The 14834-nt window shown below is 57.6% G+C and carries 12 protein-coding genes; 5 read left to right on the forward strand and 7 right to left on the reverse strand.

Annotated elements, in window-relative coordinates; all coding sequences use genetic code 11:
* Positions 1-345: 345 nt before the first annotated feature.
* On the reverse strand, positions 346-1644 hold the full coding sequence (locus Pla52nx_RS23590; RefSeq protein ID WP_146518551.1) for a hypothetical protein: 1299 nt from the start codon (positions 1642-1644) through the stop codon (positions 346-348).
* Between the two features lie 396 nt (positions 1645-2040).
* Between Pla52nx_RS23590 and xseB the strand changes: the two genes are divergently transcribed.
* From xseB to Pla52nx_RS23610, 4 genes are all read left to right on the forward strand, one after another.
* The gene (gene xseB / locus Pla52nx_RS23595; RefSeq protein ID WP_197454301.1) at positions 2041-2430 is read left to right on the forward strand and encodes an exodeoxyribonuclease VII small subunit; all 390 of its coding nucleotides are present in this window, start codon (positions 2041-2043) and stop codon (positions 2428-2430) included.
* A gap of 94 nt (positions 2431-2524) precedes the next feature.
* Positions 2525-3577, forward strand: coding sequence for a polyprenyl synthetase family protein (locus Pla52nx_RS23600; RefSeq protein WP_231741729.1), 1053 nt, complete (start codon positions 2525-2527; stop codon positions 3575-3577).
* Between the two features lie 81 nt (positions 3578-3658).
* Positions 3659-5569, forward strand: coding sequence for a 1-deoxy-D-xylulose-5-phosphate synthase (dxs, locus tag Pla52nx_RS23605; RefSeq protein WP_146518554.1), 1911 nt, complete (start codon positions 3659-3661; stop codon positions 5567-5569).
* On the forward strand, positions 5566-6459 hold the full coding sequence (locus tag Pla52nx_RS23610; RefSeq protein ID WP_146518555.1) for an NAD(+)/NADH kinase: 894 nt from the start codon (positions 5566-5568) through the stop codon (positions 6457-6459). Before dxs ends, Pla52nx_RS23610 begins: the two co-directional genes overlap by 4 nt.
* A gap of 117 nt (positions 6460-6576) precedes the next feature.
* On the opposite strand, the gene Pla52nx_RS23615 is transcribed toward Pla52nx_RS23610, so the two are convergent.
* From Pla52nx_RS23615 to Pla52nx_RS23630, 4 genes are all read right to left on the reverse strand, one after another.
* The gene (locus tag Pla52nx_RS23615; RefSeq protein WP_146518556.1) at positions 6577-7347 is read right to left on the reverse strand and encodes a formylmethanofuran dehydrogenase subunit C; all 771 of its coding nucleotides are present in this window, start codon (positions 7345-7347) and stop codon (positions 6577-6579) included.
* Positions 7344-8321: a formylmethanofuran--tetrahydromethanopterin N-formyltransferase gene (fhcD, locus tag Pla52nx_RS23620; protein WP_390620371.1), complete on the reverse strand. Its 978-nt coding sequence runs from the start codon at positions 8319-8321 to the stop codon at positions 7344-7346. Before fhcD ends, Pla52nx_RS23615 begins: the two co-directional genes overlap by 4 nt.
* Entirely contained in the window at positions 8300-9985 is a 1686-nt protein-coding gene (locus Pla52nx_RS23625; protein ID WP_146518557.1) for a formylmethanofuran dehydrogenase subunit A, read from the reverse strand. The genes fhcD and Pla52nx_RS23625 overlap by 22 nt, the downstream gene beginning before the upstream one ends.
* An 82-nt stretch (positions 9986-10067) precedes the next feature.
* The gene (locus Pla52nx_RS23630; protein ID WP_146518558.1) at positions 10068-10973 is read right to left on the reverse strand and encodes a hypothetical protein; all 906 of its coding nucleotides are present in this window, start codon (positions 10971-10973) and stop codon (positions 10068-10070) included.
* A 319-nt stretch (positions 10974-11292) separates the two neighbouring features.
* On the opposite strand from Pla52nx_RS23630, the gene panB reads away from it, so the two are divergent.
* On the forward strand, positions 11293-12144 hold the full coding sequence (panB, locus tag Pla52nx_RS23635) for a 3-methyl-2-oxobutanoate hydroxymethyltransferase (RefSeq protein ID WP_146518559.1): 852 nt from the start codon (positions 11293-11295) through the stop codon (positions 12142-12144).
* Positions 12145-12616: 472 nt separating this feature from the next.
* Here the strand turns inward: panB and Pla52nx_RS23640 are convergent, their stop codons facing one another.
* A complete protein-coding gene (locus tag Pla52nx_RS23640; RefSeq protein ID WP_197454303.1) occupies positions 12617-13459 on the reverse strand; it encodes a hypothetical protein in 843 nt (280 codons plus the stop codon).
* Between the two features lie 178 nt (positions 13460-13637).
* Positions 13638-14834 carry a 3-dehydroquinate synthase gene (locus Pla52nx_RS23645; RefSeq protein WP_146518561.1) on the reverse strand — a complete coding sequence of 399 codons (1197 nt, stop codon included), beginning with the start codon at positions 14832-14834 and terminating at the stop codon, positions 13638-13640.

Raw genomic sequence — 14834 nt, forward strand, 5'->3', positions numbered from 1 at the left:
CGGACAAATTGAAACCAATTCAGCAGCGCAAATTCCGTGCCAAAAACATAACGCGCCACCCGATAGAGTAGGGAATAGGTGGCATTGGCCTTACGGCACCGGGCGATGCGGTAGGCCCGGCCGCTTACGCGTCGCGGCTCACTAAATCAACAGCCCGCTAGCCCGGATGATTCATAACTCGACGCGTGAGCGAGGGATACTCGGTAAATCCCTCGCTTACGCGTCGGGTTATGAAAAACAATCTGCATTTCCCAACGATGTCACAACTCATTGTCAAGAATCTGTTTGCGCTAACATCAATCATCGGCATGAATAATCCGGACTAACAAACAGAGTCCGTTCTTCTCAGTTCTCGTCTTCGTTCAACCCGAGCTTGGCCAGCCAGCGACGCGACGGCGTCGTGTCCCCAGACTCGGCGCTCTCCAACCGGCGGTTGAGCTGAGCAAGCTGCTCCTGCAGCCGGCCGTGATCTTGTTCCAACTGCTGGCGTTCTCGCGAAAGCTTCGCTCGCTCCAATGACGTAGCGATTTCGGTTTCGCGGAATCGCTCTTCCCAGTCGGTTTGCAGCTTTCGCAGTTTTGCACGTTCCGCTTGGATGACTTCATCCGCATCGATGGCCGCAGCAAACGCCTCAGTGTTGACGGCTGTGGCGGTGGAACGCTGGCTCGCGTTGCCGGATGCCTTCGCAGCCTGCTTTTGTCGATTCAGTTGATCGCGCAAATCCTCGATTTCGCGTTGCAGCTCCATGACATAATCGACCGGGCTTTCCAAACGCCGGATCACATCGCCGGCTTCGCGATCCACCTTGCCCTGCAGTTCGTCCAAGAACGTCTCGGCGCAAAACGAGTCTTCCTCCATCTGCTCCAAAATCCGTGCCTTGCGTTGCTCCCAAGAAAGCGTCTCGACCGCACCACCGCTTTCCGAAACAGTACGTCGAACGTTTTCGCCCGCGACTTGGGATGCGAGGTCTCGATTCTGTTGCTCCATCAACGCCAGTTGCCCACGCATCTGAACGATGTCTTGATTGAGCTGCTCGTTGATGAGTTGCAATTCAGACAATCGAGTCTCTGTGGCGCTCTCGATGCGTTCTTCGTAGTAAGACTCCTCCTGAGGCTCTGACTGAACCGCTTGATAGGACGAAGCGATCTGCGCCATCGCGTTGGCGGGGATGGCGGTTGCCCGATCAATCGCTTGCGTGCTGGCGATGTAGTCCACGGTCTCGCGCAGCATCGCCAACTGGTCCATGACTTCGGCCAGCATGTGGGAGTTCGCGCGTACCAAAAAGTCTGCTTGTGAACCATCAGCCAGCGGTTTTCCAGCCAGCGGTTTTTCAGCCGATGGTGATTCAGCCAGCGGTATTTCTGACGTCAGCGTTTCGATCTGCCGGACGCATTGATCGAAAGTCTCGACGACGCTTGTTTCTTCTACTCGTGCCTCGCCCCAGCCGAGTTCCTGTTGGCAAACGAGCTGTTTACCATCGTCGCTCTCCTCGACGACGGGTTGATCCTGGGAATGATGAGGATGGATCACCGCTTCGATTTCCTCACGCGTCAAATCCTCTTCGCTGGACTCCGAATTGCCAGGAATGGGCATGTAGCGAGGGTCCAGTTGGTAATCCAGTCCCGGATCAAACGTATCGTGCATCGTGTTTACTTGAGTGAAATCTGGTGACTGGGTTGCCGATCGGGCATGAGCCCGAGGACTGCGATTGCGTTTCTGTGAAAGACGCGTCATGTTGAATTCGCCCGCCGTGAGGAGGTGTAGCGAGACGCTCAAGGAATTCGCATGATCGAGCACACTGCACACGGCGGCTCCAAATCGATACGATTAAACCGGCTTGGACGAAAAACGCCCCCCTGGCGGTGTCCGGTGAGAAGTCTCATTGAGTCTGTACGTTGCGAACAGCACAGAGTCAAAACAGACACGTTTCGACTGCGGGTAAAACGACAAGGTGACGCATTTCTTGTTGGCTCCTGGTGTCAATGTGATCCCAGTGCCGCTTGGCAATCCTCGTGTGTGGGAAGGATGAGAAAGAGAGTAATGGCGAAAAAGTCAGTAAGACCGGCAGCAGACAACGCAGGGGACTCCCCCAAAAAGGGTGGTGTTGATTTTGAGGAGGCGTTAGCGGAAGCCGAGGAGGTGGTCAAACAACTGGAAAGCGGTGAGCTGGGGCTGGCCGAGTCTTTGGATCAATACGAGCTGGGAATCAAACGTATCAAACAGTGCCACGAAAGCCTCAGAGAGGCACAGCGGCGGGTTTCGCTCCTTTCTGGCATTGATGAAGACGGGGAAGCAATCCTTGAACCTTTCGGCCCGGACTCGTCCAAGACCAAGCCGGCGATGGACGATTTGACATCTTGGGATGATGAGTCCGACGAGGACTGGGATGAAGACGACGATAGCGTGGACGAGAGTCCCGGCCTCTTCTAAACTGACGCGCGTCGAGCGATCCATCATTGACCGGCGTCCCTCTCCAAACCGCCCATTGCTTGTGACCCAGCGTCCCACCACCCAGCCGAAACAGGTGACGACCGACCGTTCAACAGCGGCACCGGCGTCTGGGCAGTCACAGGCCTCCGCTCAATTCGCGGATGCTGAAAACGATCACGCATCGTCGACGTCGGACGGCGGGGTCGGAGTTTTTCGTAGTGCGATCGAGCACGCCTTGGACGAAGCCTGCCGGTTCGAGACTGGCTGTCCGCAACGATTGGCCGACGCCATCCGATACGCTGTGCTCGCTCCGGGCAAACGGCTGCGTCCGGCGTTGGTGTTGATGGCCGCCGAAGCCTGTGGAGGCACGATCGAGCAAGCCATGCCGGGTGCTGTTGCGATCGAAATGATCCACGCTTATTCGTTGATCCACGACGACCTGCCCGCCATGGACGATGACGATCTACGTCGTGGACGGCCGACGGTCCACATCGCATTTGACGAGGCCACGGCGATTTTGGCCGGTGACGCACTGCAGCCTCTCGCCTTCGAACGCTTGTGTCAGGGAATCCCCAAATCGGCCGTGGCCGCCGAGGCGGTCGCCATTCTGGCTCGCGCGGCCGGACCGTCTTTTCTGGTGGGCGGCCAAGCAGACGATTTGAATGCGGAGCTGGAACGCGGCAAGACACTCGACCGCAGCGACGATTGCACGGACGATTCTTCTGACGATTCTTCGAACGATTCCGCGGAATCCCAGCCCTTGCGGACCGCGGAACACCTGGAATCCATCCATCGTAGAAAGACAGGCGCTCTGTTTTCAGCCTCGCTGGAGCTGGGCGCCGTGTTGAGCGAGGCGAATTCGCAGCAACGCGCTCGCTTGGCCGATTATGCTGCAGACCTGGGATTGGCGTTCCAAGTCGTCGATGACCTGCTGGATTTCACCGCCGATGCGGAAAGCCTCGGAAAACGGACGGGCAAAGATTCCGATCGCGGCAAGCTGACGTACCCGTCGCTGCTGGGGCTGGATGCGACACGTGAAAAGGCCCGCAGGCTGGTCGAATCGGCCCGCGGGCACCTGGACCTCCTTGGCGATTCGGCTTGGCGTTTGGACCAGCTCGCACGCTTTGTTTTGGAACGAACCCACTGACAACTGTTTTGCTCGTCGATTCCCCTGCGGTTCATTCAGCAGCTTTGACGATTGATTTGAGACTCACATCAGGACCCTTCATTGAACGAGCCTAAACATCCATTGTTGGCCAGTTTGCACGACGCTACTCCGCTGAAAGGCTTTTCTCGGGAGCAGTTGGAGGCCACCGCTACGGAAATCCGTGACGTGTTGTGCAATCTGCTGGCAACGCGAACGGCACACTTTGCCTCTAACTTAGGCGTGGTCGAGTTGTGCTTGGCCCTGCACTGCGAATTCGATTTTCGCACCGATCGACTGATCTGGGACACCGGCCACCAGATCTATCCGCACAAATTGGTGACAGGACGCTACGACCAGTTTCCGACGATTCGGACCAAAGGAGGATTGATGGGGTACCCCAATCCTCACGAAAGCGTTTACGACTTGTTCATGACCGGACACGCGGGATGCAGTGTCAGCACCGCCGTCGGTTTGCGAAGCGGTGATGTGGTTGGGGGACAGTCCGAACGTCGCACCGTCGCCGTGATCGGCGATGGTGCCTTTCCCAGCGGCATCGTTTTCGAAGCGATGAATAACGCGGGCGAGCTGCAAGACGACCTGACGATCGTGCTCAACGACAACAAAATGTCGATCTGCCCACGCGTCGGCTCCGTCGCCGGGTATCTGGATCGCCTGCGTAGCAATCCTTTTTACACCGGCCTGAAAAGCGAAGTGGTCAAGCTGCTCGAACGTGTTCCCATGTTCGGCGATCCCACCGAAAGATTCTTGGCGCAACTGAAGGAAGGCGTCAAAGCAGGGTTCCTCGGGGGCATGCTCTTTGAAGAGCTGAACATTCGCTACATCGGCCCGATCGATGGTCACGACATCGGACTGCTACGCAAGTATTTGGCGATGGTCCGTGAGATGAAGGGCCCCGTGCTGCTGCATGTGGTCACGGAAAAGGGACATGGATACAAACCGGCAGCCGCCGACCCGGTGTTCTTTCACACGCCGCCGGCTTTCGAAGATCGCAACGGGGAACCGGTCACGCGAAAGAGCGACGGTCTGCCCCCGTACACCAATCACGCACGTGATGCGATTCGCGATGCGATGGCGTCCGATCCCAAAGTCACCGTGATCACGGCGGCGATGTGCCAAGGCAATAAACTGGAGCCGGTACGAGAACAGTTTCCCGATCGGTTCTTTGACGTCGGAATCTGTGAGTCCCACGCGGTTGCCTTTGCCGCCGGTCAGTGCAAAACGGGCATTCGACCGATCGTTGACATCTACAGCACCTTCCTGCAACGCAGTTACGATCAAGTATTCCAGGAGGTCTCGCTGCAGGATTTGCCGGTGGTGTTCATGTTGGACCGCGCCGGTTTGACCGCACCCGATGGACCGACCCACCACGGTTTGTACGACATCGGATACATGCGAATGTTCCCCAACATGGTCGTGATGGCTCCCGGTTACGCCGAAGAAGTCGCGCCGATGTTGCAGGCCTCCTTGGCACACGACCATCCCTGCTCGATTCGTTACCCCAAAGCCAGCGCGATGCAGCGCGGCACCGCGGGCGAACCGATCGAGATCGGCAAGAGCGAAACTCTTCGCCAAGGAACCGATGGGACCATTGTCGCCTTTGGCGGAACCTTGGAGAGCGCACTGATGGCGGCCGAATCCTTGGAGGGAGAATTGAGTATTGGTGTCGTCAACGCGCGTTTCGCAAAACCATTGGACATTGAAATGGTTCGAGATGTCACCGAGGACGGACGCTTTGTGGTGACGCTGGAGGAAGGCTGCAAGATGGGCGGATTCGGCTCCGCATTCTTGGAGTGCGCGAATGAACAATGTTTGGACACCCGAGGCATCCGCTGTGTCGCTTTGCCAGACCACTACATCCAACACGGTGAACGCGGGCAACTGCTGGACGAAAACGGCTTGAGCGGATCGGCGATCGCAGAGACCTGCCGCGAAATGGCTTACCGTCAAGATGCCGGCGTGGGCGTGAAATGAAATCCGACGATGGTTCTTCGCTGAGTTTGGCCGATTGGTCGCACCGAGCGCGACCACGAATCGCCATCTTGGGCGCTCCCAATCGCGATCGCGTGCGAATGGAACTGGAGCGTTTGCGGCCAGTGATCGCAGCCCAGGCCGACATCGTCGCTGAAGACCTCGCGTTTGAACATGATTTCTCAACCACCGAGCAAGATCTGGTCATCGTGCTCGGTGGCGACGGTTCGATCCTGCAAGCCGCTCGACAGATGGGTGTGAATCAAACACCGGTCTTAGGAATCAATTGTGGACGCCTGGGATTCTTGGCGGCTCTGTCGCCAGATGATTTCCTCTCGATCTGGCCCGTGGTCTGCGACGGTGAGTTTCAAGTCGTTGATCATTTGATGTTGCGGATCGAATTGATTCGATTACATGATGGTGAGAAAACGATCAGCGAACAATTGGCACTCAACGAAGTTGCCGTGTTGGGCGGACCGCCCTACAGGATCTTGGACATTGATCTGTACGCCGATGGGTTCTTGGCGACTCGTTACCGGTGCGACGGTTTGATCATCGCAACACCGGTCGGTTCGACAGCGCACAATCTGTCCGCGGGTGGCCCGATCTTACGACGCAATTTGCAGGCCATGGTGATCTCGCCGATCAGTCCCCACACGCTGACCTATCGACCATTGGTGGATTCCGCCGACACGGTGTTTGAGCTGACCGTGATCGAGCCCAACGAATCGACCAGCGTGGTCGTGGACGGACGCATTCTGAGCCAGTTGCTGCCAGGCGATCGAATCCGAGTGGGACGCGCCGAACAATCGTTCCGAATGTTGAGCGTCCCCGGCCAAAACGATTTCCGCACCCTGCGAGACAAACTCGGCTGGGGCGGCTCGGTGTCATAAGGCGAGAGATAGAAGGAAACTGACCTGTAGTGGACGAGGTTTCGAGTCCTCGGCATGGTCATTCGCTCCAGGGACTCGTTCCCTCGTCCACGATGTGATCTACCGCTCGCCTAACGTTCACCCCGGCATCAATATCTCACCTTGTCCGCCCACGCAACGATCGCCACGGACTCGCGTGCAATCGACGACCAACTGGTCAATCAGCTTGTCCGATCGATGTGAAGCGGGAACGAAGGGACGCAATAGTTTCAAGAACGATGCGTTGAATCGTACGGGACGCGAGAACCGCGGTTGCGGCCAAGATCGCTCGTCAGGTTTTGCAACGATCAACGTCCCTCGTTGCATGGCCAGTCCCGACCCGGCTCCGAAGTCACCCGCCACAATGATCGTTCCCGCAATCATCGCTCCTCCCAAGTGATCGCCGACGTTGCCGTTGATCCAAACGGTGCCACGACGCATTCGATGTCCAGCGAAATGCCCGGCATCACCATCGACGACCAGTCGACCACCAGTCATTCCCAATCGATGCCCTCCAGCGGGCGCAGCAAGATGGTTGCCCACACTGCCAGCCACGTGAAGCGTTCCGCCTGACATCCGTGAACCCACGTGATCACCGGCATCACCATCGATGACGAATTCCCCGGAGTCATGTCCGGTTCCCAGTCCATGCACGCTGGTCAATTCGCCTGCGACCACGATCTGATCTACATGGGACGCTTGATGGGTCACTTGAAAAACATCTGCCAGCGCTAGCGTTCGCCCGTCGACCAAGATCGGAATCCGCTCCACGTCCTTGGGTGACATCGCCTGCAACTGTTGATGTTGAATCACGGATCCGTCGACGGGTTCTTCGCTGCGAGATCTCAGTTGAAATCGCCAAGTGCTCATTTCAAAATCTCCGCGAGCTTGAAATGATGCCGGCCAAGTTTCCCGCCATAGTTACCGGCCGTGACACGCAGCAATCCGTTTCCTCCACCGGCGTCGCAGGCCGCATGGATGCCAACCCGCATCGCATCGGCGATCAGATCGAACGACATCCCATCGATCACCACTTCCAGGACCGCACGAATGTCGTCTGACAACGCCGATTGGTCCGATGCCGAATCTCCAGTCGAGTTTGCCTTTGGCGGCCAGCCCAATAAAGCAGGGCTATACGCTTCGTTTGTCGATGCCATCAGTGTCTTGTATTTGGATCCGACCTTCGATCCGCTGCGGGTAGCTCCGCCGGGGAACGGAGTGATCACGCCGGGCAGGTCTTTGATCGCGGCGACGGCCGCGCGGCAGGCCGACGTGGCCGCTCGCATCGAGTCGGCCATCAGCAAAAAGTTTCCGCCGCCGATTCCATCGACTCGTCCCACGTCGTGGGCGCACAGGAATTCACCGTCCATCACGGGGACTCGCCAGAAACGTTGTCCGCCGATGATCTTGCTGATTTGATGCCCGTCACCGAAATACCGCAGTGTCTTTCCCAACGGAATGCGTTTCGGGAGCGTCGCGGCGTCGCCATCGATACCGGCAAACAGAGCGGTGGTCGGACAGGTCAGGACACACTGGCCGGCACGGACCGGGATCTGCTTTTCCAGTTCGCTTCCCGAGACAGCGAACGCGAGAATCGCGACACCCGGTCGACCGTCTGGGGTCTGGTTGGGTTGCAAACGGCGCTCGACATCGATTTCGATCTTGCAAGCGATCACGCTGGTGCCAAAACCCGTCATCGCCGCAGCGGCCTCGTCGGCCCACTGCTGATCGTCGGCGGTGATGATGATTCGGGTCGCCTTCATGTCAAAGGCTTCCGCAAACGTCGCTTCGATTTCGACACCATTGATTTGCAAGGACTCGCTCATCGCGATCGCTCCCTCAATTTCGTCGCGATGTCCTGGCACCTCAACGACTCGTTCCATTCGCAATCGGAGATCGCCAACCGATTCATTGCAAACGTGCCATTGTCGCGGTACATCCGTTGAAACTGTTTGACCGAATCGGCGTCATACCGCACGTCCGCGACCAGTGCAGGGTGCAATTCCGGTTTGCTGATCGGCGGATCGAGAGCCACACCGCCTGAACGCACCAAACGGCCACCGGAGATCACATGCAGTGGGCGAGAAAACATCGTTTCTAAATTCGAGTCGATTTGATAGACCGCGATGTCGGCAACCGCTCCAACTGCCAAATGACCTCGGTCGGACAAGCCCAGAATGCGTGCCGGCCCTTGACGCGTCATGATCGCGATGTCGTTCAAACTGTACTGGCGGTCGATGCCGCCGAGCTGACTGCTGGCCGCGGCGTCGACTTGAATCTCCGCCAAAGCCGTTTCTCGAAAACTGCGGTCGCCCAATAATCTCAACAGGTGCGGGTAGGTCGTGAAGGGTGCCCCGTTGGGATGATCGGTCGTCAAAAACACACGAGACGGATCGTCGATCATCAAAAACAGTTCCAATCCGATTGCCCACTGCAGCGAGTGGACAAATTGCTTGCGACGATACCGAAACGGGACCACCCCGCAACCGGCTTCGCATTCAATATCCACCAACGCCGTCTTGCGTGGCTTGGCGTGTCGCCGATTCTCGTATTGGTGCATCGAGTCGGCACTGATCGTGACTGTTTGACCAAACATGATTTGCCCGACGTCAATGGTGACGTTGGGATGCCGATTCATCGCATCGACCAATCGGGTCGCGGCGGACGACATGCCGTATGCACCGTCATCGCCATAGCAATGAAACTGAGCGTGCGTCAGATGGATCGGCAACCCGTCGGCCGCTGCGATTGTTGCCAAGGTCGAGCGAATGTTTCCCGGAACTCCTAAGTTGCTGCAATGAACATGCAGCGGATGAACGAGGCCGATTTCATGAACGGCACGGCACAGCGTCCGAATGATCTGACCGGGCGTGACTCCGTAATGGGGATGCGGAGTATCGACATCCATTTCCCGAACGCCAAATTTGAACGCGTTGATGCCACCCGGATTGACGACCTTGACCGCGATGCATCGAGTCGCGGCGACCATCCATGCCACATAGTCGTTGATCAGTGACTGCGGCGAGTCGGCTGCGATCAAACGCATCAGCACATCGTCGTTGCCGAGTAAGCAGTATCCGCCGGTGGTCAAACCATCCAGTTGAGACATTTCCGCATGCGAGGCGCGAGCATTGCAGGGGATCACCGCCGGTTCGAAACAGGTCGTGTACCCCATGTCCAGATACCGACCAGCGGTTTGCGTGACCGTCGGCAGAAACCGCTCCACCGGATTGTCAATAGCGGCCTCAACGGGTGGAACGACAATTGAGTCGTCGTCGTTGAGCAACATCCTGGCGAGACTCAGCTTGCCGCCGCCGATATGCGTATGAATGTCGATCCCACCAGCCATGACGACACAACCATCGGCATGCAGGATGCGATCCGCGGCGCCGGTGTCAACCAACGACCCGGAGTCGATGATCCGATTGTCTTTGATCCATAGATCGGCGATTCGATCGATACCGGTTGCCGGATCCAGAATTCGGCCGCCGGTGATTACCATCAACATTCACGCATCCTGCGTTCGTTCATTGATTCACACGTCAGAAAATCATGTTTCGTCGCGGCGACAAACCTCATCCGGCGACCGTTCATTCCGCTGCCTTTTCCGCCGGCTCCTCAGCAGGCGTATCGCCGGCCTTCTCATTTGTTTTCTCACTGGCCTCCGCGACTTCTTTCTTCTCGTCGGCTGCCGGTTCGCGTCGCGATTTTCTTCGGCTGACCGGCTTGGTGTCGCTGGGTTCGCCGTAGATTCGATCGGTCGTGATCGTCACTCGATCAGCTTTGACTTTCGTATCGTCCGGCGGCTGGTAAAAACCTGACACGGTGACTTTGTCGCCTTCTTGAGCGAGATTCAGATTGTTGAACTGAATCTGAAAGGCGACGTCCTGAGCCAGAGGGACTTGCAATGGAGTCTTTCCGGCCTGCACCATCATCACCCCGGCGTTGTTGATTCCCATCAAGTTGCCAACGATGTTGTACTTCGCCACCGCCACGGGTTTTTTCGGAGCATTTCGGTCCACGGGATGCACGCCCGGGGTGAAGAGATCTTTGGTGTGATGTGCCATTCCCGCGACCGGTACCGGCTGAAAGACCTGGACCTTGTCGATCGGTGTGATGGCGGCTCCTGTTGGTCCGAATGAACCACTGAAACGCACCATCATTCCTCGTTGCAGGAATGGCATCTTGGCATTGGCAATGAACTGAAAGGTGGAGATGTCGTCAGGCGGCATCACCATCACATCCACACCGTCTTCACGGGTCACCGTCAAGACGCCTCGCTGAAACCCTTTGAGCTTTGCATCAAAATTGATGATCGAGTCGCCCACCGCTTCGACTCCCGCGACGCCCTCCTGCGCCATCACGGGTTTAACACTCAGAGCGACGCACAGAGCGAACGCCAGGATAAATCCGACGGTCACGACTCCAGAGAGCGTCGTGGCGTGGTTTCGTCCAAAGCAACACGTTGCAAACGGATGTTCTGCAGAGTGATTCATAACGACGGGCTCGCGAAGGAAACCGATTGGCGGGAAGGGATTGGAGGCACTGACGGACGCCCGACAGTGGTCCACCTGGGCACGTTGGATGCTCGAATTCAAGCTCCGGCGGCGAGACGACTGGGCGATTCCCCGATTGTACTCGGCCTCACGCCGCCGTTCGAGTAGCGCGGAGCAGCGGGATTTGGCCACTGTTCGCGTCCGAAGCAAGCTTGCCATGGCAGCTCCGAGACGGTTTCAGCCAACCTCTTCGGGGAAAACCTTGTTTCGAGTACGCTAAATCACTGACCGACATTCGCACATTCGCTCCAAATCAGCCATGCCTGAGTCCCCTACGCCGTCCGATCCGAACTCCAAACCACCCGCCCCTGCTCCGTCAAGCGGCAAACGGGTCACCACGCGGACGCTGCAAAGACGTCGAGATCAGGGTCAGTCGATCTCCATGCTGACGGCCTACGATTTCCCCACCGCTCAGATCCTGGATCAAGCCGGGATTGATGTTCTGTTGGTAGGCGATTCCCTAGCCATGGTCGTCGCCGGTCATGAAACGACCCTGCCGGTGACGATGGACCAGATGATTTATCACGCGGAGATGGTGGGCCGTGCCGCCAAGCACGCCATGGTCGTGGTCGACTTGCCATTTCCCGAAGGCCAACTGGGAATCAATCGCAGCGTTCACAGCGGCGCCCGTGTCCTGAAAGAAACTCAATGCCATGCGGTCAAGCTCGAGGGCGGCGCGGAACAGTCGCGGCGGATCGAAGCGATGGTGACCGCAGGAATCCCTGTGATGGCCCACGTCGGTTTGCGTCCACAAAACGTGCTGGTTGATGGTGGCTACCGCGTGCAACGCGACACCGAAGCTTTGGTGGCCGACGCGGTCGCAGCCGAACAAGCGGGAGCCTTCTGTGTGTTGATCGAATGCGTGCCCAGTGACGTGGGGCGTGCGATCACACAAGCCGTCTCGGTTCCAACCATCGGCATCGGCGCTGGTCCTCATGTGACCGGCCAAGTCCTGGTGACGCCTGACTTGATCGGCATGACGACGGGCTACACCCCCAAATTCGTTCGCAAGATGGCCAGTGTGGCTGAGACGATCGCTAAAGTCGCCAGCGAATACAAGAACGCAGTCGCCGACGGCAGTTTCCCCGGCGACGACGAAACGTTTGCTTAGCCGGGATGATTCATCAGCCGCAGCGCGATAGAGAGCGTCCCGCTTAGAAAGTTGATCGCACCAGCCATTTTTCTCGTCTTTACTAGCACGACGCGCAAGCGAGTGAATCGTCTTCTTTACGAGCACGACGCGCAAGCGAGTGAATCTTCTTCTTGTGCTTCTATTCACTCGCTTGCGCGTCGTGCTGGTATTTTGCTTGAAATTCAACGTGAACGATGCGTTCTAAGCGGGACGCTCTCGATAGCGCAGGGTTCCCGCGTACAGGCGAAAGAACCGGACGCGATCGAGCGGCGGCTGATCTGCGCAGGCTGTTTTTCTACCAATCCGCGCAAGCCGTTTCACGCAAACTTGTTGCGATGGGCGCATAAAAAACGGGGCGTACTCCGATGGAGTCCGCCCCTAGCGGGTGCGATGAGCGCTTCACCGCACCCAGCGTTTGATGGAGCACGGTGAGGCAGCAATCTCTTTGAACTTACTCGGCTGCGGGTCGGTCGCCGCCACCACGTTGACCGCGGTCGCCACCACGCTGGCCGCGTTGACCTCCTGGTCCGCCCGGTCCGCCGCCTGGTCCGCCACGTCCGAATCCGCCGAAGCCTTGTCCTTCGGGCATCTCAAACTTCTCGCCCTTCATTTTTTCGAACTTTGCTTTCTGGTCGCTGGTCAGGACACCGAGCAATTCCGTTTCGGAATCCTTTTGAGCTTTGGTCATCATCTCGCGGATCTTGTCGCGGTCACCTGATTGGAAAGCTTCTTGCATCATGCCACGCATTTTCTCACGCATGCCGTCACGCTTTTCGGTCATCTCTTTTTGTTGCGCTTCGGTGATTTCCAACTCCTTTTGGACCTTGGGGTTCGACAGGGCCATGATGCCTTGCAGTTGCAACGCGATCTCATCAAGTCGATCGATTTGCTCGGGGAAGAGAACCTCCTCCAGCTTTTCACGCATCTTTGCAGTTTGCTCTTCTTGCTCCTTCATGCGTTTGTCAAAGAACGCTTGGCGTTCTTCGTCGGTCGCGTTCTGGAAATCAAAATTGGGGCGTTCGCCACGCTCGGGGCGCTCGGCTTCCAACTTCTTCAGGGCTTCCTCCTGATCTGGCATCAGCTCCAATTCTTTCTTCACGGCATCGATGCGCAGCAGGCCCATCGACATGTCGCCGCCGCCGCGTCCGAATCCTCCTGGAGGGCCACCGCCGAATCCACCACGCCCACCGGGACCTCCTGGACCACGACCACCACCCTGCGCCATGACGTCGGTGGCCAAGAATGCGAACAGACCAAGGGCCGCCAGCCCAGTCATCCAACGAATCGATCTCATTTGTTTTTTCCAGAAAGTGGGTGCGAAAAGGACACCGAAGAGCGATTGTCACCGTGCGAATCGCGAATTGGAGTGCTTCAGTCGCCTCCATCGGTAGGGATTCAACCACGCGCAGGGCGGCGGGTTTCAGGAAAAGACGAGATATTTCAAGAATTTTTTGCAGTGGCCCGGATGGCCCTCACCGGCCACCGCTCGCCACCGAGCGACAAATCGGCCCGTCCATGTGCTTCGCCACCTGTTTCAGTTGGGCCACCGCATCGGCCATCGCCCGATGATCGATCTCGTGGACGTGGATGGGGCGTCCGATTTGCTGCAACATGGTGATGGTCAGCCGTCCACCCAAATGCTGGCGGAACTCCTCCAGACCGGTCATCAGTACTTTGTAATCGTCCAAGGCAGGGTGCCACAGCGGCAGACCCAATCCGGCGAGGCATTCACAAACTCGCATCGAATCGGACTCGGGAAAGCCGTACCGCAGTGTTGAGTAGAGGCAATCGATCGCAACGCCCATCCCGACCGCTTCGCCGTGTCGGATTTGGTAGTCCGTCAACGGTTCCAGGCGGTGCGCCGACCAATGCCCAAAGTCCAGCGGCCTGGCTTCCAGCATCTCAAACGGATCGCCGCCCTCGGTGATGTGTCTCAAGTGCAACATGCACGACTGATGAATCGCATGGGCGGCCGGCCCCATCTGACGCTGACAGATTTCACCGGCGTGCTGACAAAGCCAATCAAATTGCTCACGATCCTTGAGCAACATCACCTTCACCGCTTCACTGAACCCGCTACGAAAATCACGATCGCTGACGGTTTGCAAAAGTTCCGTATCGTTGATCACCGCCCACGGCACGGCGAAGGTTCCCACCCAATTCTTCTTGCCGAAATAGTTGATCGCGTTTTTGACGCCCACCCCCGAGTCGGCTTGGGCAAGCGTGGTCGTGGGCAAGCGAATCAAACGGATGCCTCGGTGAGCCGTTGCCGCAGCGTAGCCCACCGCGTCGAGCATCGCCCCGCCGCCGATCGCGATGATGTAGCTGCGTCGATCCAGATCGTGTTGATTGATCGCAGCGAGCACCTGTTGGACACCGACCGTGTCATTCTTGATGGCTTCTCCGCCGTCCACCAACATCAACTCGCCGACCCGTCGAACCTTGTCAGCGTCGGAGAGTTTGCGATCCAGCTCAGAGACTCGATCGCTCGCCTCATGCACAGCGGCTTCAGCGATCACCAGGACTTTGGCGGGGCCAGCATCACCGCAGTGGATGACACCGAGCAACTGCGAGAAATCATCACCGGCAACATTTTCAGTCACCCGCAATCGATGCACAAAGGGCACTGAAAAGGAGATGTCGATTGAGTTTTGCTTATCCACGGGCAT

It is taken from the genome of Stieleria varia (assembly GCF_038443385.1).
In the GTDB taxonomy this organism is placed as follows: domain Bacteria; phylum Planctomycetota; class Planctomycetia; order Pirellulales; family Pirellulaceae; genus Stieleria; species Stieleria varia.

Coding starts and splice junctions, on each gene's coding strand:
- Pla52nx_RS23640 (WP_197454303.1), bottom strand. CDS start 13,459: ATGAGATCGATTCGTTGGATGACTGGGCTGGCGGCCCTTGGTCTGTTC.
- Pla52nx_RS23615 (WP_146518556.1), bottom strand. CDS start 7,347: ATGAGCACTTGGCGATTTCAACTGAGATCTCGCAGCGAAGAACCCGTC.
- Pla52nx_RS23610 (WP_146518555.1), top strand. CDS start 5,566: ATGAAATCCGACGATGGTTCTTCGCTGAGTTTGGCCGATTGGTCGCAC.
- panB (WP_146518559.1), top strand. CDS start 11,293: ATGCCTGAGTCCCCTACGCCGTCCGATCCGAACTCCAAACCACCCGCC.
- Pla52nx_RS23630 (WP_146518558.1), bottom strand. CDS start 10,973: ATGAATCACTCTGCAGAACATCCGTTTGCAACGTGTTGCTTTGGACGA.
- Pla52nx_RS23645 (WP_146518561.1), bottom strand. CDS start 14,834: ATGCCCGTGGATAAGCAAAACTCAATCGACATCTCCTTTTCAGTGCCC.
- Pla52nx_RS23590 (WP_146518551.1), bottom strand. CDS start 1,644: ATGCACGATACGTTTGATCCGGGACTGGATTACCAACTGGACCCTCGC.
- Pla52nx_RS23625 (WP_146518557.1), bottom strand. CDS start 9,985: ATGTTGATGGTAATCACCGGCGGCCGAATTCTGGATCCGGCAACCGGT.
- xseB (WP_197454301.1), top strand. CDS start 2,041: ATGGCGAAAAAGTCAGTAAGACCGGCAGCAGACAACGCAGGGGACTCC.